The 19,035-nt window shown below is 62.7% G+C and carries 18 protein-coding genes; 8 read left to right on the top strand and 10 right to left on the bottom strand.

Annotated elements, in window-relative coordinates; genetic code table 11:
* Positions 1-21: 21 nt before the first annotated feature.
* From J1N02_RS11035 to J1N02_RS11015, 5 genes are all read right to left on the bottom strand, one after another.
* The gene (locus J1N02_RS11035; RefSeq protein WP_098480799.1) at positions 22-1,182 is read right to left on the bottom strand and encodes a gamma-butyrobetaine dioxygenase; all 1,161 of its coding nucleotides are present in this window, start codon (positions 1,180-1,182) and stop codon (positions 22-24) included.
* 9 nt (positions 1,183-1,191) lie between these two features.
* On the bottom strand, positions 1,192-1,668 hold the full coding sequence (locus J1N02_RS11030; protein WP_027606011.1) for a thioesterase family protein: 477 nt from the start codon (positions 1,666-1,668) through the stop codon (positions 1,192-1,194).
* Positions 1,669-1,681: 13 nt separating this feature from the next.
* Positions 1,682-2,647 carry an L-carnitine dehydrogenase gene (locus J1N02_RS11025; RefSeq protein WP_027606010.1) on the bottom strand — a complete coding sequence of 322 codons (966 nt, stop codon included), beginning with the start codon at positions 2,645-2,647 and terminating at the stop codon, positions 1,682-1,684.
* Positions 2,648-2,717: 70 nt separating this feature from the next.
* Positions 2,718-3,605, bottom strand: a complete 888-nt coding sequence (locus J1N02_RS11020; protein ID WP_027606009.1) for a 3-keto-5-aminohexanoate cleavage protein — start codon at positions 3,603-3,605, stop codon at positions 2,718-2,720.
* A gap of 74 nt (positions 3,606-3,679) precedes the next feature.
* Entirely contained in the window at positions 3,680-4,624 is a 945-nt protein-coding gene (locus tag J1N02_RS11015; RefSeq protein WP_027606008.1) for a choline ABC transporter substrate-binding protein, read from the bottom strand.
* Positions 4,625-4,817: 193 nt separating this feature from the next.
* Between J1N02_RS11015 and J1N02_RS11010 the strand changes: the two genes are divergently transcribed.
* A complete protein-coding gene (locus J1N02_RS11010) occupies positions 4,818-5,762 on the top strand; it encodes a GlxA family transcriptional regulator (protein WP_027606007.1) in 945 nt (314 codons plus the stop codon).
* 68 nt (positions 5,763-5,830) lie between these two features.
* A complete protein-coding gene (locus J1N02_RS11005; RefSeq protein WP_027606006.1) occupies positions 5,831-7,009 on the top strand; it encodes an AAA family ATPase in 1,179 nt (392 codons plus the stop codon).
* Between the two features lie 119 nt (positions 7,010-7,128).
* Here the strand turns inward: J1N02_RS11005 and J1N02_RS11000 are convergent, their stop codons facing one another.
* Both J1N02_RS11000 and J1N02_RS10995 read right to left on the bottom strand, forming a co-directional pair.
* Positions 7,129-7,545, bottom strand: a complete 417-nt coding sequence (locus J1N02_RS11000) for a DUF3010 family protein (RefSeq protein WP_421147352.1) — start codon at positions 7,543-7,545, stop codon at positions 7,129-7,131.
* 40 nt (positions 7,546-7,585) lie between these two features.
* Complete coding sequence (locus J1N02_RS10995) at positions 7,586-7,987, bottom strand: lysozyme inhibitor LprI family protein (protein ID WP_027606004.1); 402 nt, start codon at positions 7,985-7,987, stop codon at positions 7,586-7,588.
* 221 nt (positions 7,988-8,208) lie between these two features.
* On the opposite strand from J1N02_RS10995, the gene J1N02_RS10990 reads away from it, so the two are divergent.
* From J1N02_RS10990 to J1N02_RS10965, 6 genes are all read left to right on the top strand, one after another.
* Positions 8,209-9,186 carry a dipeptidase gene (locus tag J1N02_RS10990; RefSeq protein WP_010207105.1) on the top strand — a complete coding sequence of 326 codons (978 nt, stop codon included), beginning with the start codon at positions 8,209-8,211 and terminating at the stop codon, positions 9,184-9,186.
* 52 nt (positions 9,187-9,238) lie between these two features.
* On the top strand, positions 9,239-9,769 hold the full coding sequence (locus J1N02_RS10985; RefSeq protein ID WP_027606002.1) for a DUF5943 domain-containing protein: 531 nt from the start codon (positions 9,239-9,241) through the stop codon (positions 9,767-9,769).
* 15 nt (positions 9,770-9,784) lie between these two features.
* Positions 9,785-11,845: a dimethylglycine demethylation protein DgcA gene (gene dgcA / locus J1N02_RS10980; protein WP_098480801.1), complete on the top strand. Its 2,061-nt coding sequence runs from the start codon at positions 9,785-9,787 to the stop codon at positions 11,843-11,845.
* 156 nt (positions 11,846-12,001) lie between these two features.
* Positions 12,002-13,945 carry a dimethylglycine demethylation protein DgcB gene (gene dgcB / locus J1N02_RS10975; protein WP_027606000.1) on the top strand — a complete coding sequence of 648 codons (1,944 nt, stop codon included), beginning with the start codon at positions 12,002-12,004 and terminating at the stop codon, positions 13,943-13,945.
* Positions 13,945-15,165: an electron transfer flavoprotein subunit alpha/FixB family protein gene (locus J1N02_RS10970; RefSeq protein WP_092355610.1), complete on the top strand. Its 1,221-nt coding sequence runs from the start codon at positions 13,945-13,947 to the stop codon at positions 15,163-15,165. The genes dgcB and J1N02_RS10970 overlap by 1 nt, the downstream gene beginning before the upstream one ends.
* Positions 15,166-15,175: 10 nt before the next feature.
* Positions 15,176-15,946, top strand: a complete 771-nt coding sequence (locus J1N02_RS10965; protein WP_092490308.1) for an electron transfer flavoprotein subunit beta — start codon at positions 15,176-15,178, stop codon at positions 15,944-15,946.
* Positions 15,947-16,065: 119 nt separating this feature from the next.
* Here J1N02_RS10965 and J1N02_RS10960 read toward each other — a convergent pair whose 3' ends face one another.
* Genes J1N02_RS10960 through J1N02_RS10950 form a run of 3 tightly spaced genes read right to left on the bottom strand, consistent with a single transcriptional unit; the run spans position 16,066 to position 19,034 of the window.
* Positions 16,066-17,991, bottom strand: coding sequence for a secretin N-terminal domain-containing protein (locus J1N02_RS10960; RefSeq protein WP_098480803.1), 1,926 nt, complete (start codon positions 17,989-17,991; stop codon positions 16,066-16,068).
* An 18-nt stretch (positions 17,992-18,009) separates the two neighbouring features.
* Positions 18,010-18,501: a hypothetical protein gene (locus tag J1N02_RS10955; protein ID WP_065947488.1), complete on the bottom strand. Its 492-nt coding sequence runs from the start codon at positions 18,499-18,501 to the stop codon at positions 18,010-18,012.
* On the bottom strand, positions 18,498-19,034 hold the full coding sequence (locus J1N02_RS10950) for a hypothetical protein (RefSeq protein WP_414887623.1): 537 nt from the start codon (positions 19,032-19,034) through the stop codon (positions 18,498-18,500). The genes J1N02_RS10955 and J1N02_RS10950 overlap by 4 nt, the downstream gene beginning before the upstream one ends.
* Between the last annotated feature and the right edge of the window lies 1 nt (position 19,035).

Here is a 19,035-nt window from a genome sequence, read left to right as displayed (position 1 = left end):
CACGGCTGGACCGGGGCTTTTTTAGCGCTGCAGCACCAGGATTCGTGAAAGCAGTTCGTCCCGGTCGATATAGCAACCCTGAAAGTGCCGCGCCCCGGAGGTGGGATCAAACGCATTGCGCGCATGCAACGTGCGGCGGTTATCGAAGCACCACAGCTCGCCCGGGTCCAGGCGCTTGACCAGCCGAAAGCGCGCCTCGCGCGTCATCGCGATAAAGCGTCGATAAGCCCGATACAGCAACGGCATCTGCGCCACCGACGTCTCGAACGGCCCACGCAAGAAGTTGGCCATGCGAATCTCTGCCACATCCCCCAAGGCGTCCAATGCGATGATCGGCGCGAGGCGACGATAGTCGCTGTGGCGGTCTTTGTTGCGAAACTCCACGGGTATTTCACACAAGGCACGAAACGCTTCGGGATCTTCCTCGCGCAGGGCATTGGCGATGGCAAACCCATCGACAAAAATACTTTCGCCCCCGTCGGCATCGTTGACCAGGCAATGCAGGAATTGCAGCCCCGGTTGCAGCTCCCGGGTCGGCAAATCACTGTGCAAGGGCAGGTTGAAAGCGGTGTAGGCATTGCTGTCGGCATCGGCCTTGGATTGCACGTTGAACAGCACGCCGAAATTGCTCTCGCGGATAAATGAAATACGCTGGGCGACACGCGCCAGGGAGCCGGGTTCGGTGGGTACGCCGCGCATTTGCGTCAGGCCCGCGTCACGCAAGGCCAGCAGCCATTGCAGCAGCGCCGCAGGGTCTTGCATGACCGCCGCGTAGTCGAATATAGGCAGTTCGAAGGTGTTGTCCCAGAGCCGCGATTTTGCTTTCGCCGCCCGGCGTTCGGCGCGGGATTCATCGTCGTAGGCATGGGCCCGCAGCCAGCCGGGATCGTACCGGCTGCGATGACCGCCGTGCCATTCCACGCTGAGGAGGCCCTGGTCGATACGCACGCTGATGGCGCCGAGGTTTTCATCCACATCGACAATTTCCAGCACTTGCTCGCGGGTCACGCTGTACACGCATTGCGTGCACGGGCAGTTGTCCCGCAGCCACTGATGGTGAAACGGGCTGACCCGACCATCGGCCCATATCACGCGAACCTGATCGTCCAGCACCTGTGCATCGGAGAGGTCGCAGAGTTTCGGGTAAGTACGGAAATCGGCAACAGCGGCGGCGGTTTGCATGATGGTTCCTTATTTTTTCGGGGGCAGTCCAATCACTCGGCCGAGGAGGGCGGGCCTTGGCAGGTCGGCTTGCTCAGCGCTGATCGCAATGAGTTTCTCCAATGTCGCCTCGGCAAACGGGGCCGAATGCGGACCGGCCAGGTCGACGTGCAGCAGCATCTGTTCGTTGCCGGCCAGTTCTTTCTCATCGCCCACTAAATGCAGGCTGTGATAAAGGTGCAGGCGCTTGGCATCGTGGGCGATCAGTTGCGTGTGCACCTCCACTTCGGCACCGAGTTTCACTTCGTGCAGGTAGTTCAGGTGCAGTTCCAGGGTGAACAGCGAATGGCCGCTGGCTTCGCGGTTTTCGCTGTCCAGGCCGAGGGTGTCCATCAGCGCGTCGGTGGCGTAGCTGAAGATCAGCAGGTAGAACGCGTCGCGCAGGTGGCCGTTGTAGTCCACCCAGTCGGCAAGGACTGGGGTGGTGTAGGTGGTCAGTGCAGGCATGGTGAGGGTTCCGTTATTCGGCGAAGGTCATGCCGTGCTTGGCTTTGGTGGTTTTCACCGCTTCCAGCACCGCCAGCAGGCAATCATCACGATAGCGTTCCAGCGCCGAAATGCTGTGTTTGCCCAGCTGGTCGCTGGTGCCATCGACCACATCGTCGATCAACTTATCGGTCAACTCCGGAGCCGGCAGGTAGGTCCACGGCAATTGCAACGCCGGGCCGAACTGCGCCATGAAGTGGCGCATGCCCGCATCGCCACCCGCCAGGGTGTAGGTGAGGAAGGTGCCCATGAACGACCAGCGCAGGCCGGCGCCAAAGCGGATGGCATCGTCGATCTCGCCAGTGGTGGCCACGCCGTCATTGACCAGGTGCAACGCCTCGCGCCACAGGGCTTCGAGCAAGCGGTCGGCGATAAACCCGGGGACCTCCTTGCGCACATGCAGCGGGCGCATGCCGAGGGATTCATACACCTTGATCGCGGCCTGGATCGCTTCCGGCGCGGTGTGCTTGCCGCCGACCACTTCCACCAGCGGCAGCAGATAGACCGGGTTGAACGGATGGCCGACCACACAGCGTTCCGGATGGGTCGAGCCCTCGTAGAACTCACTCGGCAACAGCCCCGAGGTACTTGAACCGATCAATGCGTCGGGCTTGGCCGCGGCGCTGATCCTGCTGTGCAATTCCAGCTTCAGTTCCAGGCGTTCCGGGGCGCTTTCCTGGATGAAGTCGGCGTCTTTCACGCATTCTTCGATGGTGGCCACAAAGCGCAGGCGGTCTTGGGATGCGCCGGGTGCCAGGCCCTGTTTTTCCAGGGCGCCCCAGGCATTGGAGACGCGCTTGCGCAGCGCCGCTTCGGCACCCGGCGCCGGGTCCCAGGCCACCACATCCAGGCCGTGGGCCAGCGCGCGGGACACCCAGCCGCTGCCGATGACACCGCTGCCCAGGGCGGCGAAGGTTTTGATCTCAGTGATAAAGCGCATGGCAAATTCCTAAAGCGTTCGGTGGTTCCCTGTGGGAGGGGGCAAGCTCCTCCCACATTTTTTGATTCGGTTAGCCGCGTTTGGTCAGGCCCATCTTGATGCGACCCTCCGCCGGGGTCATGACCCGCGCGCCCAGGCGACTGAGGATTTCGCCGGCGCGTTCCACCAGTTGACCGTTGGTGGCGAGTACGCCCTTGTCCAGCCACAGGTTGTCCTCCAGGCCGACCCGCACGTTGCCGCCCAGCAGCACCGCTTGCGCGGCCATGGGCATTTGCATGCGGCCGATCCCGAACCCGGCCCACACCGCATCGGCCGGCAGGTTGTCGACCATGGCCTTCATGGTGGTGGTGTCGGCCGGCGCGCCCCATGGGATGCCCAGGCACAGTTGGAACAGCGGGTTGTCGAGCAGGCCTTCCTTGATCATCTGCTTGGCGAACCACAGGTGGCCGGTGTCGAAGATCTCCAGCTCGGCCTTCACGCCCAGTTCCTGGATGCGCTTGGCGCCCGCACGCAACTGCGCCGGGGTGGAGACGTAAATCGTGTCGCCGTCACCGAAGTTCAGGGTGCCGCAGTCCAGGGTGCAGATTTCCGGCAGCAGCTCTTCCACATGGGCCAGGCGGGTCAGCGGGCCGACCAGGTCGGTATTGGGACCGAATTCCATCGGGTGCTCGCCGCCGCCGATCTCGAGATCGCCGCCCATGCCGGCGGTGAGGTTGACGATGATGTCGATGTCGGCCTCGCGGATGCGCTCCATCACCTCGCGGTACAGGGCGACGTCGCGGCTGAACTTGCCGGTCTCGGGGTCGCGCACATGGCAGTGCACCACGGTGGCGCCCGCCTTGGCGGCTTCCACCGCAGCGGCGGCGATTTGCTTGGGGGTGACCGGCACGTGTGGGCTTCTGGCGGTCGTGTCGCCAGCACCGGTGAGTGCGCAGGTGATGATGACGTCGTGGTTCATGAGGCAGGTTCCTTACAGGCGTGGTGATGCCGTTCGCGGTCGGTAGTGACCGCGAAACGGTGATTCGAAGAAGGTTATTTGCTGGTCAATTGCAGGTTGGCCGCCGCCGGTTTGCCGTCGAAGGTGGTCACGCCTTCGAGCCAGCGCGCCTGGTCCTGGGGGTGATCCTTGAGCCACTGCCGGGCGGACTCGAGGGCGTCCTTGTGATCCAGCAACGGCTGCATCATCCGGCTCTCGTCGGCGGCGGTGAAGGTCAGGTTGGTCAACAGCTTGTGCACGTTGGGGCACTGTTCGGCGTAGGTCGGCGCGGTGACCGTCCACACGCTGGCCATGCCTTCGTTCGGGCCCAGGGCGTCGTCGCTGCCGGTGAGGTAGGTCATCGCGATATTGACGTTCATCGGGTGCGGCGCCCAGCCGAAGAACACCACGGCTTCCTTGCGGCGTACCGCACGGTCCACGGCGGCGAGCATGCCGGCCTCGCTGGATTCCACCAGTTGGAACTTGCCCAGGCCGAACTGGTTCTTGGCGATCATTGCCTTGATCTGGGTGTTGGCCCCCGAGCCCGGCTCGATGCCGTAGATCTTGCCGCCCAGCTCCTTCTCGAATTTGGCGATGTCGGCAAAGGTCTTCAGGCCTTTGTCCGCCAGGTAAGTCGGCACCGCGAGGGTCGCGCGGGCGTCTTCCAGGCTGGGTTTGTCGAGGACTTTGATTTGCTTGGCGTCGACGAACGGCGTGATGGTCTGGGTCATCAGCGGGTTCCAGTAGCCGAGGAACAGGTCCAGGCGCTGGTCACGGATACCGGCGAAGATGATTTGCTGGGAGGCGCTGGTTTGTTTGGTCTTGTAGCCGAGGCCGTCGAGCAGCACTTGGGTCATGGCGCTGGTGGCGATGACGTCGGTCCAGTTCACCACGCCCATGCGCACGTTCTGGCAGGATGCCGCGTCGGCAGCCCATACGTTCGTGCTCAAGATCGCGCTGGCGCTGAGTGCAAGCACGCAGCGGCGAATCAGTCGGTTCATGGTGGATCCCTCGGCAGGTCGTTATTGTGGGGGCCGGCGTCTTTGTGCGCCGTGAGGCCAAGTTACGTAGCTTTGGAGGCGACAAAACGCACGGCGGCGACCAGCTCTTGCACTGCAGCGACCTGCCCCCTTGAATCCACCCGAGAACGGGAGTATCACAGTGCCACGCTGCCCGTCCTACGAGAGCGCCACCATGTCCCAGGATTTCTACTTTCTGCTGATGCCGGGGTTCTCGGCCATCGGTTTTATTTCTGCACTGGAACCTTTACGCGTGGCCAACCGCTTTCGTGGCGAGTTGTACCGCTGGCATGTGCTGAGCGCCGATGGCGGCGCGGTGCTGGCGAGCAATGGCATGTCGGTCAACGCCGACGCCGCGCTGGAACCGCTGAAAAAGGGTGCGACGCTGTTGGTGGTGGCCGGCTTCGAACCGCTGCAGTTCGCCACGCCGGCGCTGGAGCACTGGCTGCGCCGTCTGGACCATGACGGCGTGACCCTCGGCGCCATCGACACCGGCGCCTGCGTGCTCGCCGAAGCCGGCCTGCTCGACGGTCATCGCCTGACCCTGCACTGGGAAGCCATCGATGCCTTCAAGGAGTCGTACCCGCACCTGAGCGTGACCCAGGAACTGTTCGAAATCGACCGCCGCCGCATCACCTGCGCCGGCGGTACCGCCTCCATCGACCTGATGCTCGACCTGATCGCCCAGGCCCACGGCGCCGACCTGGCGATCCAGGTCTCCGAACAGTTCGTACTCGGCCGCATCCGCCCGCGCAAGGACCACCAGCGCATGCAGATCGCCACGCGCTACGGCATCAACAACAAGAAGCTGGTGCAAGTGATCGGCGAGATGGAGCAGCACACCGAACCGCCCCTGAGCACCTTGGCGTTGGCCGACGCGATCAAAGTTACCCGGCGCCAGTTGGAGCGTCTGTTTCGCCTGCATTTGAACGATACCCCGAGCAACTTCTACCTTGGCCTGCGCCTGGAAAAAGCCCGGCAGCTGCTGCGCCAGAGCGATATGAGCGTGCTGGAGGTGAGCATTGCCTGCGGGTTCGAGTCGCCGTCGTATTTCACCCGGAGTTATCGGGCGAGGTTTGCCAAGTGTCCGAGGGAGGATCGGCGACGGGAGGTGGTTTGACGAACAATTATAGTGAATTATACTCATCACTATAATTTATAGTTATTTTCATAATTGAGTATAAATCCATGTCCAAGCACAGCGGCTTCGTGTTCCGTCGCCCCGCCCTGGCAAGCAGTATTGCCGATGGCCTGGTGGGCGCCGGTATTCAGGATTTCACCTCTGGCCTGTTCCTCGCGGCGCCCCGTCGCACCGGCAAAAGCACTTTCCTGCGCGAAGACCTGATTCCGGAATGTCAGCTCCGGGGTTGGCTGGCGGTGTATGTGGATCTCTGGGCTGACAAGGAGAAAGATCCTGCGGAGTTGATTGCCAGTGCTATTGCGGCTGCCCTGGTTCCCTATGAAAAGGGCATCCGCAAACTGGCCAAGAATATTGGCATCGAGAAACTGAGCTTTCTGCGGACGCTCTCCTGGGACTTTACCCAGCCACAATTGCCTGTCGGTGCGACGCTGACCCAAGCCCTGGAATTGCTCCACAGTGCTGCAGAAAAACCCGTTGTGCTGGTGATTGACGAAGCGCAGCACGCCTTGACCACCGAGTCGGGTATCAATGCGATGTTCGCGTTGAAGGCTGCCCGGGATCAGCTCAACCAGGGCCGTGACGAAGAGGGCAGCGGCTTGCGCCTGGTGTTTACCGGTTCCAATCGCGACAAACTCGCCCATTTGGTATTGGGTAAAAGCCAGCCGTTCTTCGGTTCCAGCATCACGCCGTTTCCGCTGCTGGGTAAAGAGTTCACCCAAGCCTACACTGTGCACCTCAACGCGCACCTGGCCGAGACCAACCAGTTCAACGCGGCTGATATTGATGAGGCGTTTGAGCTGGTAGGCCGGCGTCCCGAGATGTTGCGCACGATCATCGGTGAAGTCGCGTTGGAACTGGGCGAGGCGAGCAATCTGGGCCAATTGCTGCACAGTCGCGCCGAACTGCTGCGCGCGGGTGTATGGACCGAGTTCGAAAGCGCCTGGAACGCCCTGACCATCCCGCAGCGCGCCGTGCTGGAGGTGATGGTGGAGCGCTCCCAGAACAACGAACCCTTCGCGCCCTTCACCGACAGCACCCTCACGGCTGTCAGCAAGGCGCTGGAAGCCATGGGCAGTGACGTGGTGCCGGGTACCCAGACCGTCCAGGCCTGCATCGATGCCTTGCGCGACAAGGAGTTGGTGTGGAAGTCGGGCCGCGGTGGTTATGCCCTGGAAGACAAGTCGTTCGGGGATTGGCTGCGGCACAAGCGCCATACACCCCACTGAAAACACCCCACATCTAATGTGGGGGCTTGCTCCCGATGACGGACTGTCAGTTGATACAGCTTTGGCTGACTCACCGCTATCGGGGGCAAGCCCCCTCCCACATAGGATTGTGGTGTAGCTTACTTCTTCAGCAGTGCCGAACACGCCGCCTTGAAGGCCTCATGCTGATATTTGTTCAACGTCGCCGGCAGTTCAAAGTTGTGCTTCTTGTTCTGCGCATTGATGGTCTGCGGCGACAGCAACGTCACCTCAACCCCCTCCAGCAATTGAAACACCCCTTCAATCTTGAACGTGGTCGGGCCACCGGCGAATTCGCCTTTTTTGCTGCGCTTCTTGATCGCGATGCGAGTGACGGCGTTGGCCTGCACGAAGGCCTTCACCTGGGCGGCAAAGGCTTTGACGTTGGCCGCTTCATCATCGTCTTCAAGGGCGATTTTCTTGGTAGCCAGGGCGACGTGGCTCAGCGCCTGGTTGTCCAGGGAGGCGACAGCGATGATGGCTTCGCTGCCTTTGATTTCGATGCCACAGATAGTCATGAAGGGCCTTGGTTCAAAGAGAAAGTGGCCGGATTGTCGCTTATTCCTGCCCAATCGACTCCAAAAACTCCGACCGCTCATCACTCATCCGCGCCAGGCAGTCATTTTGCGCAATCGCATAGGCTTTGGTGCCGGTCACTGCCGGGAAGGTGTCCACCGCGCAGTCGGCGTCACGCAGTTTTTCCCATTTCTGCTGGGCATCCTTCAGACGAGCGGTAATGTCGGCGAGCTTGGTCTTGTCGCTGCCATAGGTGGAATGCATGCGTTCCAGCAGGCCTTGATAATTATCCTTGAGCAATTGCTCGGCAGTGGTTTTGTTATAGGTGGCGCATTCCAGGGTTTGCTTGTCGTTTTCGATGCCATCGCACGGCGTGCTGTCGGTGTCTTCGGCCGCGTGGACGCCGGTTGCGATGAGTGCCAAAGCCAGGAAAATCGATTTCATTGCGCCGTCTCATATCAGGTGATGCGGGAATTCTGGCTCAAGCGTAAGACAAATAACAGCCGCCAGTCAGACCACTCATAACAGCCTTTGTCGTGGATTGACGCTTTCGGCAATTCCCCTGTCGTTTTTGCACCCGGCTCGGTCGGCCCCTGGGCATATGCTGGCCCCAAAGCGCCGGCAGACGATTCGGCGCATGAATCGCCAAAATAAGGGGACGCCTGATGAGCCCAGCCGAATTGCACGCCGACAGCATCGTTATCGACGGGCTGATCATTGCCAAGTGGAACCGCGACCTGTTCGAGGACATGCGCAAAGGTGGCCTCACCGCCGCGAACTGCACCGTGTCGGTGTGGGAAGGGTTCCAGGCCACGATCAACAACATCGTCGCCAGCCAGACCCTGATCCGCGAGAACAGCGACCTGGTGATCCCAGTGAAAACCACCGCCGACATCCGCAAGGCCAAGGAACAGGGCAAGACCGGCATCATCTTCGGCTTCCAGAACGCCCATGCATTTGAAGACCAGCTCGGGTATGTGGAGATCTTCAAGCAGCTCGGCGTCGGTGTGGTGCAGATGTGCTACAACACCCAGAACCTGGTCGGCACCGGTTGCTACGAGCGCGACGGCGGCCTGTCGGGCTTCGGGCGCGAGATCGTCGCCGAGATGAACCGCGTCGGCATCATGTGCGACCTGTCCCACGTCGGCTCCAAGACCAGCGAAGAAGTCATCCTCGAATCGAAAAAACCGGTGTGCTACTCCCACTGCCTGCCGTCCGGCCTTAAAGAACACCCGCGCAACAAGTCCGATGAAGAGCTGAAGTTCATCGCCGACCACGGCGGTTTTGTCGGCGTGACCATGTTCGCGCCGTTCCTGGCCAAGGGCATCGATTCGACCATCGACGACTACGCCGAAGCCATCGAATACACCATGAATATCGTCGGCGAGGACGCCATCGGCATCGGCACCGACTTCACCCAGGGCCATGGCCAGGATTTCTTTGAAATGCTGACCCATGACAAGGGCTACGCCCGCCGCCTGACCAGCTTCGGCAAGATCATCAACCCGCTGGGCATCCGCACCGTCGGCGAGTTCCCCAACCTGACAGAGACCCTGCTCAAGCGCGGCCACCCCGAGCGTGTGGTGCGCAAGATCATGGGCGAGAACTGGGTCAACGTCTTGAAGGACGTTTGGGGCGAATAAGCCAAGCACCCACGGGCTACACCACAACGAATTTTTCTGGAGTTAAGTTTCCATGGCCAAGATCGCCCCGCAATTGCCTATTGAAGTCGACAGCGAAACCGGTGTCTGGACGTCCGACGCCCTGCCGATGCTGTACGTGCCGCGTCATTTCTTCGTCAACAACCACATGGGTATCGAAGAGGTGCTGGGCGCCGAGGCCTACGCCGAGATCCTCTACAAGGCCGGCTACAAATCCGCCTGGCACTGGTGTGAAAAAGAAGCCGAATGCCATGGCCTGGAAGGCGTCGCGGTGTTCGAGCACTACATGAAGCGCCTGTCGCAACGCGGCTGGGGCCTGTTCAAGATCCAGGACATCGACCTGGATAAAGGCACCGCCAGCGTCAAGCTCGAACACTCGGCCTTCGTCTATGTGTACGGCAAGGTCGGGCGCAAGGTCGACTACATGTTCACCGGCTGGTTTGCCGGCGCCATGGACCAGATTCTGCAAGCCCGTGGCAGCCAGATCCGCACCGTGGCCGAACAAGTCTACGGAGGCTCCGAAGAGGGCCACGATGACGGCTTGTTCACCGTCAAGCCGTTGTAAGCCGAGGACCGTGCCATGGCTTTCGAAGCAATGTTCCAGCCGATCCAGATCGGCAAACTGACCATCCGCAACCGCGTGCTCAGTACCGCCCACGCCGAGGTGTATGCCACCGACGGCGGCATGACCACCGACCGCTATGTGAAGTACTACGAAGAGAAAGCCAAGGGCGGTATCGGCCTGGCGATCTGCGGCGGTTCCTCGGTGGTCGCCATCGACAGCCCCCAGGAATGGTGGAGCTCGGTGAACTTGTCCACCGACCGCATCATCCCGCACTTCCAGAACCTGGCGGATGCCATGCATAAGCATGGCGCCAAGATCATGATCCAGATTACCCACATGGGTCGTCGCTCCCGTTGGGATGGCTTTAACTGGCCGACCCTGATGTCGCCGTCCGGCGTGCGCGAGCCGGTGCACCGTGCCACCTGCAAGACCATCGAGCCGGAAGAAATCTGGCGCGTGATCGGCAACTACGCCCAGGCCGCGCGGCGTGCCAAGGCCGGTGGCCTGGACGGTGTGGAACTGTCCGCCGTGCACCAGCACATGATCGACCAGTTCTGGAGCCCACGGGTCAACAAGCGTACCGACGAGTGGGGCGGCACCTTCGAAGGCCGCATGAAGTTCGGCCTCGAAGTGTTGAAGGCCGTGCGTGCCGAAGTCGGTGACGACTTCTGCGTGGGCATGCGCCTGTGCGGTGACGAGTTCCATCCGGACGGCCTGTCCCACGAGGACATGAAGCAGATCGCCAAGTATTACGACGACACCGGCATGCTCGATTTCATCGGCGTGGTGGGCTCGGGTTGCGACACCCACAACACCCTGGCCAACGTGATCCCCAACATGAGCTATCCGCCGGAGCCGTTCCTGCACCTGGCGGCCGGTATCAAGGAAGTGGTCAAGGTTCCGGTGCTGCACGCACAGAACATCAAGGACCCGAACCAGGCCACGCGCATCCTCGAAGGCGGCTATGTGGACATGGTCGGCATGACCCGTGCGCACATCGCCGACCCGCACCTGATCGCCAAGATCAAGATGGGCCAGATCGACCAGATCAAACAGTGCGTCGGCGCCAACTATTGCATCGACCGCCAGTACCAGGGCCTGGATGTGCTGTGCATCCAGAACGCCGCGACGTCCCGTGAGTACATGGGCGTGCCGCATATCATCGAGAAGTCCACCGGGCCGAAACGCAAGGTGGTGGTGGTCGGTGCCGGCCCTGCCGGGATGGAAGCCGCGCGGGTGGCCGCCGAACGTGGCCACGACGTGACCCTGTTCGAGAAGAAAGAATTTATCGGCGGGCAAATCACCACCGCCTCCAAGGCGCCGCAACGCGACCAGATCGCCGGTATCACCCGCTGGTTCCAGCTGGAGCTGGCGCGTTTGAAAGTCGACCTGCGCCTGGGCGTGGCCGCCGATGCCGAGACCATCCTGGACCTGCGTCCGGACGTGGTGGTGCTGGCGGTCGGCGGGCATCCGTTTATCGAACAGAACGAACACTGGGGTGCCGCCGAAGGCCTGGTGGTGAGCAGCTGGGACGTGCTCGACGGCAAGGTCGCACCGGGCAAGAATGTATTGGTGTACGACACCATTTGCGAATTCACCGGCATGTCGGTGGCGGACTTCCTGGCCGACAAAGGCTGCCAGGTGGAAATCGTCACCGATGACATCAAGCCGGGCGTAGCCATCGGCGGTACGTCGTTCCCGACCTACTACCGCAGCATGTACCCCAAGGAAGTGATCATGACCGGCGACATGATGCTGGAAAAGGTCTACCGCGAGGGCGACAAGCTGGTGGCGGTGCTGGAGAACGAATACACCGGCGCCAAAGAGGAGCGGGTAGTGGACCAGGTGGTGGTGGAAAACGGCGTGCGTCCGGACGAAGCCATTTACTACGGGCTCAAGGAAGGTTCGCGCAACAAGGGCCAGATCGACGTCGAAGCGCTGTTCGCGATCAAGCCGCAGCCATGCTTGAGCGAGGCGGGCGAGGGGTACTTGCTGTTCCGTATCGGTGACTGTGTGGCGCAGCGCAATACCCACGCTGCCATCTATGACGCCCTGCGCCTGTGCAAAGACTTTTGATGAGGTGAACACGGTCAAATGTGGGAGGGGGCTTGCCCCCGATAGCGGTGGTTCAGCGACAACTGTACCAACTGACAGTCCGCCATCGGGAGCAAGCCCCCTCCCACATTCGGGCCAGTTTCACAGTAGACCTGTGCGGTCTGTGGGAGCTTCACCATGTTGAACACCTTGCTGCCTATTCTCTTATTTACCGCCCTGGGCCTTGCCGTCCTCGGCGCCCTGCGCCGTGTGAACATGTGGCGCCGCGGCCGAGCCTCCAAGGTCGACCTGCTGGGCGGCCTGCTGGCCATGCCCAAGCGCTACATGGTCGACCTGCACCACGTGGTCGCCCGCGACAAATACATCGCCAACACCCACGTCGCCACGGCCCTGGGCTTTGTGCTGTCGGCGCTGCTGGCAATCCTGGTGCACGGCTTCGGCCTGCATAACCGTATCCTCGGCTACGCCTTGCTGCTGGCGTCAGTGTTGATGTTTGTCGGCGCCACCTTCGTTTACCTGCGGCGGCGCAATCCACCGTCGCGCCTGTCCAAGGGCCCGTGGATGCGCCTGCCGAAAAGCCTGATGGCGTTCTCGGTGAGTTTCTTCCTGGTGACGCTGCCGGTGGCGGGGATCCTGCCCGCCGACTTCGGTGGCTGGCTGCTGGCCGCGCTGCTGAGTGTGGGTGTGCTGTGGGGCGTGTCCGAGATGTTCTTCGGCATGACCTGGGGCGGCCCGATGAAACACGCCTTCGCCGGTGCCCTGCACCTGGCCTGGCACCGTCGCGCCGAACGCTTTGGCGGTGGTCGTTCCACTGGTTTGAAACCCCTGGACCTGAGCGACAAGAGCGCCCCCCTGGGCGTGGAAAAACCCAAGGATTTCACCTGGAACCAACTGCTCGGTTTCGACGCCTGCGTGCAGTGCGGCAAGTGCGAAGCGGCGTGCCCGGCCTTCGCCGCCGGCCAGCCGCTGAACCCGAAAAAGCTGATCCAGGACATGGTGGTCGGCCTGGCCGGCGGCACCGATGCCAAGTTCGCCGGCAGCCCTTATCCAGGTAAACCGATTGGCGAGCACAGCGGCAACCCGCACCAGCCGATCGTCAACGGCCTGGTGGACGCCGAGACCCTGTGGTCGTGCACCACCTGCCGCGCCTGCGTGGAAGAGTGCCCGATGATGATCGAGCACGTCGACGCCATCGTCGACATGCGCCGCTACCTCACCCTGGAAAAAGGCGCGACCCCGAACAAGGGCGCCGAAGTCCTGGAAAACCTGATCGCCACTGACAACCCCGGCGGCTTTGCGCCGGGCGGTCGCCTGAACTGGGCGGCGGACTTGAACCTGCCGTTGCTCAGCGAAAAAGGCAGTGCCGACGTGGTGTTCTGGGTCGGCGACGGTGCCTTCGACATGCGCAACCAGCGCACCCTGCGGGCGTTCGTCAAAGTGCTCAAGGCGGCCAAGGTCGACTTCGCCGTACTGGGCCTGGAAGAGCGCGACAGCGGTGACGTCGCACGGCGCCTGGGCGATGAAGCAACGTTCCAGCTGCTGGCCTCGCGCAATATCCAGACGCTGGCCAAGTACAGCTTCAAGCGCATCGTCACCTGCGATCCCCACAGCTTCCATGTGCTGAAAAACGAATACGGCGCCTTCAACGGCAACTATCTTGTGCAGCACCACAGCACCTTCATGGCCGAGCTGATCGGCGAAGGCGCGCTGAACCTGGGCCAACACAAAGGCAACAGCGTGACCTACCACGACCCGTGCTACCTGGGCCGCTACAACGGCGAATACGAGGCGCCGCGCCAAGTGCTGCGGGCGCTGGGCATCGAGGTCAAGGAGATGCAACGTTCGGGTTTCCGCTCACGCTGCTGCGGCGGCGGTGGCGGCGCGCCGATTACCGACATCCCCGGCAAGCAACGTATCCCCGATATGCGCATGGAAGACATCCGCGAGACCGGCGCCGAACTGGTAGCGGTCGGTTGCCCGCAATGCACGGCGATGCTCGAAGGTGTGGTTGAACCGCGCCCGTTGATCAAGGACATCGCCGAGCTGGTGGCCGATGCATTGCTGGAAGACGTCGCACCGGCCAAAGCTCCCAACAAGCGTGAACCTGCGGAGGTGCACTGATGAGCGACATTATCCGCCGCGACCCACGGGCCGAATGGATCGCCCGCAACCGCCTGCACCCGCTGCATGCGGCGATGCAGCCGCTGCAACACAGTTGGATGGGGCCTAACGGCGTCATCCGCAAGAACGTGCATGGTGTCGGTTTTATCGGCCCCAACGGCATCAAGCGCATCGACCGCAGCGGTGCCCAGCAGGGCGGTGCGGCCAAGCGTACGGCGGCGATTGAAGTGCAGTTGCCGCTGCATCAGGTGCCTGCGCCTGCGTTCTACATCAACGTAGTGCCGGACATGGTCGGTGGCCGCTTGAGCAGCCACGACCGCGACCTGCTCGGCCTGGCGCGGCAACTCGCCGGCAACGACGGCGCGGTGCTGGTGGTGGTGTTTGGCGAACACAAGGAAAGCGCGTTTGCCACGGCCGGTGTCGATCGCCTGCTGGTGCTCGACGGCCACGAATTCGACGGTTATTCACCGGAGCAACGCGTGCAGGGTTTGCGGGCTGTGGATAACCAGTTCAACCCGCGCCACTGGTTGCTGCCCGACAGCCGCAGTGGTGGCGGCGAGTTGGGTCGGCGCTTTGCCGCCAGCCTCAAGGAACGCCCGGCCACTCGCGTCTGGCAGATCAAGGGCGATGAGTGCATCGGCCGCGCCGGTGCGGGCCGGGAAGACTTGGCGCGGCCGCTGCCACGCCTGATTCTGGCCGCCGCCGAATGCGCCGATCCGGTCAGCGACACACGCCATGAAGTGCTGCCCGTGGAGTTATCCACAAGCCTGGCGCGCAGCCTGCCGCGTATCGAGGATCTCGGCGCGGTGGCGGTGGACCCGGCGGCGATTCCCATGGCCGAGGCCGAGTTTATTTTCTCCGGCGGCAACGGCGTGAAGGACTGGGCGCTGTTCCACCAGACCGCCGCGGCATTGGGGGCCACCGAAGGCGCCTCGCGGGTGGCGGTGGACGATGGATTCATGGCCCGTGATCGCCAGGTCGGCGCCAGCGGTACCTGGGTGACGGCGCGGGTGTATGTGGCCGTGGGGATTTCCGGGGCGATCCAGCACCTGCAAGGCATTGGCGCCTGCGACAAGGTGGTGGCGATCAACCTCGACCCGGGCTGCGACATGATCAAGCGTGCCGACCTGTCGGTGATCGGCGAAAGCGCCGCGATTCTGCAAGCCTTGATCGCTGCGGTCGAGGCCTACCGCAACGGCGCCAAGCGCGATGCGGCTTGAGGACATGACCATGACCACGAATGTAATCAGCCTGGTGTCCATCGGCGCCCACCCCACCTCCGGCCGGCCACGCCGCGCCGAACAGGATGCGCGCGCCGTCGAACTGGGTCTGCAGATGGCTGGGGATAAGTTGCAGGTGCTGCACGCCGGCAATATCGCCGAACCGACCTTGCGCAGCTACCTGGGCATGGGCCTGCCACAGTTGCACGTGCTGGAACAACCGGAGGGCAGCGATGCGTTGCCGGTGCTCGGCGAGTACCTGCGCCACGCCGGTGCCCAGGTGGTGCTTGCCGGCAGCCAGGCCGAAACCGGTGAAGGCTCGGGCATGTTGCCGTTCCTGTTGGCGGAGCAATTGGGCTGGCCGCTGATTGTCGGGCTGGCCGAGGTGGAGTCCATCGACGGCGGCGTAGCCCATGTGCTGCAAGCCTTGCCCCGTGGGCAGCGCAGGCGCTTGAAGGTGCGCCTGCCATTCCTGGCGACGGTGGACAACGCCGCGCCCAAGCCTCGGCAGAGTGCCTACGGCCCGGCACAGCGCGGTGAATTGGCGGCCCACGAAGTGGAAGTCGAGCAGGACGCGCTATTCACAGGCGCCGTGCTGCAACCGGCCAAACCCCGGCCCAAGCGCCTCAAGGTGATCAAGGCCAAGAGCGGCGCCGACCGCATGAAAGCCGCCACCGCCAAGGCCAGTGGTGGCGGTGGGCAGGTGCTCAAGGGTGTGAGCGCCGAGGAAGGTGCCCAGGCAATCCTCAAGTTGCTCATAGAAGAAGGCGTCGTGCGCTAACCCACCAACACTGCAAAACAAATGTGGGAGGGGGCTTGCCCCCGATAGCGGTGCTTCAGTTAAAGATACTGAGACTGACACATTGCAATCGGGGGCAAGCCCCCTCCCACATTGGATCTTCATTGGTGCGCAGGTTCGGGCGCAGGCTTGGGCACCAGATCCGGCAGCGGTGGCGGCAGGGGTTGCCAGGTGGCATCCGGCTGTTGCATCGGCGGTGGCAGCGCCGGCGTGGGGTCGCCGCCAATCGGCTTGAGGATCATTTTGTCGGTGGTGTCGCGCAGGATCATGCCCTGGGTCGAACTGCGCGCCTCGGTGCCGCTGTGGAAGGTACTGATCTGGGCAATCGGCAGGTCCAGGTTGCGTTCGATCCTCGGGGTCAGCAGCAGAATGATCTCAGTCTTCTGCTGGGTATTCTGGTTGGTGCCGAACAGCTTTTTGCCGATCCACGGGATCTGGCTCAACCACGGCAAACCCGAGCCCTCGTCGACGTCCGCCGTGCGGATCAGCCCCGAGACGATCTGGGTTTCATTGTTGCGCGCGGTCAGCAGGGTCTTGGTGGCCCGTGAGCCGAGTTCGAAGGTGGCCGGTACGTTTTCCGAGCCGGGAATACGCTTGGTGATATGGCTCATTTCCACGTTCAGCTCCAGGTTCACCTCATCGCTCAGGCTGATATTCGGCTTGACCGTGATCTGCAGCCCGACGTCCTGGTAGGACACCGACGAGGTGGTGATCTGGTTGGCGGTGGTGGTGGTCACCACGGGGATCTTGTCGCCGATGTTTACCTGGGCTTCTTCGCGGTTGCGCACCCGCACCCTGGGGTTGGCCAGGGTCACGGTGTTGCCGCTGCGTTGCAGCATATTGATGCGCGCCGAGGTACTGCCCGCGTCGAGCAGGATGTTGTCGCCATTGATCCCGCGCAATGCGCTGAGCGGGATGCCTGCCAGCCCGGCAGGCACGTTGGCCAGGTTGCCCACGGACAGGCCGATGCTCTCCGGGTACTGGATGCCCAGGTTCAACTCGTCGGTCAGGCTGACCTCCAGCACCTGGATGTCGATGGTCACTTCCGATTGTGCGATATCAATGGCTTCCACCAGTTTTTCCACCGCGCTCAGGGTGTCCAGTCCATCGCGCACGATCACCGCGTTCAGGCGTTCGTCCACCAGCACCTCCTTGGGCTTGAGCACCTGTTTGATCTCGGCGGCGATGACCTTGGGGTCGCCATGGCTGAGGTAGAAGGTGCGCACGGCCAACTCGCGGTATTCCCGTTCCTTGTCCGGGCGGCGGGGGTAAACCAGGATGGTGTTGGCGTTGAGGACCTTCTTGTCCAGCCCCTGGGTGGTCAGCAGCAGGTTCAGCGCGTCTTCGGCGGTGGTTCGGCTCGCGGTCATGCTCGCCGAGGCACTGGGATTGACGTCCTTGTCGATGACGAAGTTGACCCCCGACAGGCGCGCAATGGTCTCGAAAATCGTGGTCAGGCTTTGGGCGCTGAACTCCAGGCTCAGGGGTTTGCGCATGGCCTCGGAGAGGTCGGCGCTGAGGTAATCGGCGCTCACCAGTTCACGGGTCAGGGCATTGCGAAAGTCCAGGGCCTCTCGGTAGTTGGGCTTTTGCGCGATGATCCGGCGCACCAGGTTGAGGGCTTCCACCGGGTTGGAACGCTTCATTTCGTAGGCCTGGGCCAGTTGCGGGCGCAGTTGTTTCATCGCCTGGATGCTCTGGATTTCCTGGCGCGCGCCGAGGTTGCTGGGGTCGTATTTGAGGATGGTTTCCAGGGCGCGGATGGCAGCGGCATCGTCGCCACGCATCAGCGCGGTGCTGGCTTCGCGGCTGTATTGGGCCACCAGCAATTCCAGCTTGCTGAAGTTGGCGGTGCGCAGTTGCACATCGTCGGGGGCCTGTCTGGCTTCGGCTTGCAGCACTTCGACCGAACGGATGATGTCGCCCTTCTGGCGCAACTCGTCGCTCTCCTTGATCGCCCGTTGGGTCTGGCAGGCGCTGAGCAGGGCCACGGCCAGGCTCAAGGGTATCCACGTGCGTATGGCCATGATCGTGTCCTGCGCCGGTCAGTGAGTGTCCAGCCGCAAGGTGCTGACATGCTTGAGGGGCATGTAGGTCAGCACCACGGCGGTGTCGGTGAGTTTGTCCAGCCGGTAGTGCGCGTCGAGCATCTTGCCGGGCACGATGCGCCCGGGTACCGAGCAACGGTTGCACAGGGTGTACTGGCTGCCATTGCCGCTGAGCACGACGATTTTCGCCTGGTTCTCGTAGCGCCATTGCGCGCTCACGGTGAAAGGCAGGGGCGGTGGCTTGGGCGCTGAGGTGTCGACCGGTATGGGCGGCGGTGCAGGTGTCCAGGTCTGGGCGGGAAACAGGTCGATGGCTTCGGCCACCGCCGGTGCCGGTGCGGCAACCGGTGCCGAGGGCACCTGTACAGGGCGGGCGATCACTGGCACCGGCGAGGGTGCGGGGTTGTCCGCAGTGTCCTGCCAGAACAGCCAGCCGCAGCCGATCAAGGTCAGCAACAACAGCACGCGCAGATACAGCGGCAGCGTCATTCCACCACCCCCAGCACACTCACCTTGAGGCTGATGTTCAACATGCCGCTGGTGATTTCCTTGCGCTCCAGGGCCAGGCGTTCGATGCGCACGGCCGGCTCGTTGGCGACGTCGACCAGGGCATCGCGCAGCAAGGCGTAGGGGCCGACGAGTGGAATGTCCACGTCCAGCCGTTGCAGCCCGGTGTCGCTAGGCGCGGAGTAGGCCAGGGTGGTCTGTTCGATGATAAAGCCGCGCCGGGTGAGGACGTCCAGCAGCTTTTCCAGGCGTGGGGCGAAGTCCTGTGCACTGGGCAGGCGTTCGACCACGGCCGGTTCGGTCACCTGCACATCCTGGGGCTGCTCGGCGATACCGGCCTCCAGTTCCTGGCGCCGCAGGCTGTCGGCAATGCCTGCCGGATGAATCACTGTGACTTCGATCAGCAACGTTGCCGCCATCAGCCCCAGCGCCAGCAGCCCCCAAAATCCCAGGCGCTGTTGCCATTGCATCAAGTGCCAGCGCACGCGCGGGAGGTGGCGGGTCAGTGCGTCCATG

This window comes from Pseudomonas sp. NFX5 (assembly GCF_049132125.1).
Taxonomy (GTDB): domain Bacteria; phylum Pseudomonadota; class Gammaproteobacteria; order Pseudomonadales; family Pseudomonadaceae; genus Aquipseudomonas; species Aquipseudomonas marginalis.
This window is presented reverse-complemented; position numbering and strand designations above follow the sequence as displayed.

Excerpts from the sequence above, each read along its gene's own strand:
- J1N02_RS10985 (WP_027606002.1), top strand. The coding sequence starts at position 9,239 with ATGGCCAAGATCGCCCCGCAATTGCCTATTGAAGTCGACAGCGAAACC.
- J1N02_RS11030 (WP_027606011.1), bottom strand. The coding sequence starts at position 1,668 with ATGCCTGCACTGACCACCTACACCACCCCAGTCCTTGCCGACTGGGTG.
- dgcA (WP_098480801.1), top strand. The coding sequence starts at position 9,785 with ATGGCTTTCGAAGCAATGTTCCAGCCGATCCAGATCGGCAAACTGACC.
- J1N02_RS10990 (WP_010207105.1), top strand. The coding sequence starts at position 8,209 with ATGAGCCCAGCCGAATTGCACGCCGACAGCATCGTTATCGACGGGCTG.
- J1N02_RS10950 (WP_414887623.1), bottom strand. The coding sequence starts at position 19,034 with ATGGACGCACTGACCCGCCACCTCCCGCGCGTGCGCTGGCACTTGATG.
- dgcB (WP_027606000.1), top strand. The coding sequence starts at position 12,002 with ATGTTGAACACCTTGCTGCCTATTCTCTTATTTACCGCCCTGGGCCTT.
- J1N02_RS11000 (WP_421147352.1), bottom strand. The coding sequence starts at position 7,545 with ATGACTATCTGTGGCATCGAAATCAAAGGCAGCGAAGCCATCATCGCT.
- J1N02_RS10965 (WP_092490308.1), top strand. The coding sequence starts at position 15,176 with ATGACCACGAATGTAATCAGCCTGGTGTCCATCGGCGCCCACCCCACC.
- J1N02_RS10970 (WP_092355610.1), top strand. The coding sequence starts at position 13,945 with ATGAGCGACATTATCCGCCGCGACCCACGGGCCGAATGGATCGCCCGC.
- J1N02_RS11010 (WP_027606007.1), top strand. The coding sequence starts at position 4,818 with ATGTCCCAGGATTTCTACTTTCTGCTGATGCCGGGGTTCTCGGCCATC.
- J1N02_RS11015 (WP_027606008.1), bottom strand. The coding sequence starts at position 4,624 with ATGAACCGACTGATTCGCCGCTGCGTGCTTGCACTCAGCGCCAGCGCG.
- J1N02_RS10960 (WP_098480803.1), bottom strand. The coding sequence starts at position 17,991 with ATGGCCATACGCACGTGGATACCCTTGAGCCTGGCCGTGGCCCTGCTC.
- J1N02_RS11025 (WP_027606010.1), bottom strand. The coding sequence starts at position 2,647 with ATGCGCTTTATCACTGAGATCAAAACCTTCGCCGCCCTGGGCAGCGGT.
- J1N02_RS11035 (WP_098480799.1), bottom strand. The coding sequence starts at position 1,182 with ATGCAAACCGCCGCCGCTGTTGCCGATTTCCGTACTTACCCGAAACTC.
- J1N02_RS11020 (WP_027606009.1), bottom strand. The coding sequence starts at position 3,605 with ATGAACCACGACGTCATCATCACCTGCGCACTCACCGGTGCTGGCGAC.
- J1N02_RS10955 (WP_065947488.1), bottom strand. The coding sequence starts at position 18,501 with ATGACGCTGCCGCTGTATCTGCGCGTGCTGTTGTTGCTGACCTTGATC.
- J1N02_RS10995 (WP_027606004.1), bottom strand. The coding sequence starts at position 7,987 with ATGAAATCGATTTTCCTGGCTTTGGCACTCATCGCAACCGGCGTCCAC.
- J1N02_RS11005 (WP_027606006.1), top strand. The coding sequence starts at position 5,831 with ATGTCCAAGCACAGCGGCTTCGTGTTCCGTCGCCCCGCCCTGGCAAGC.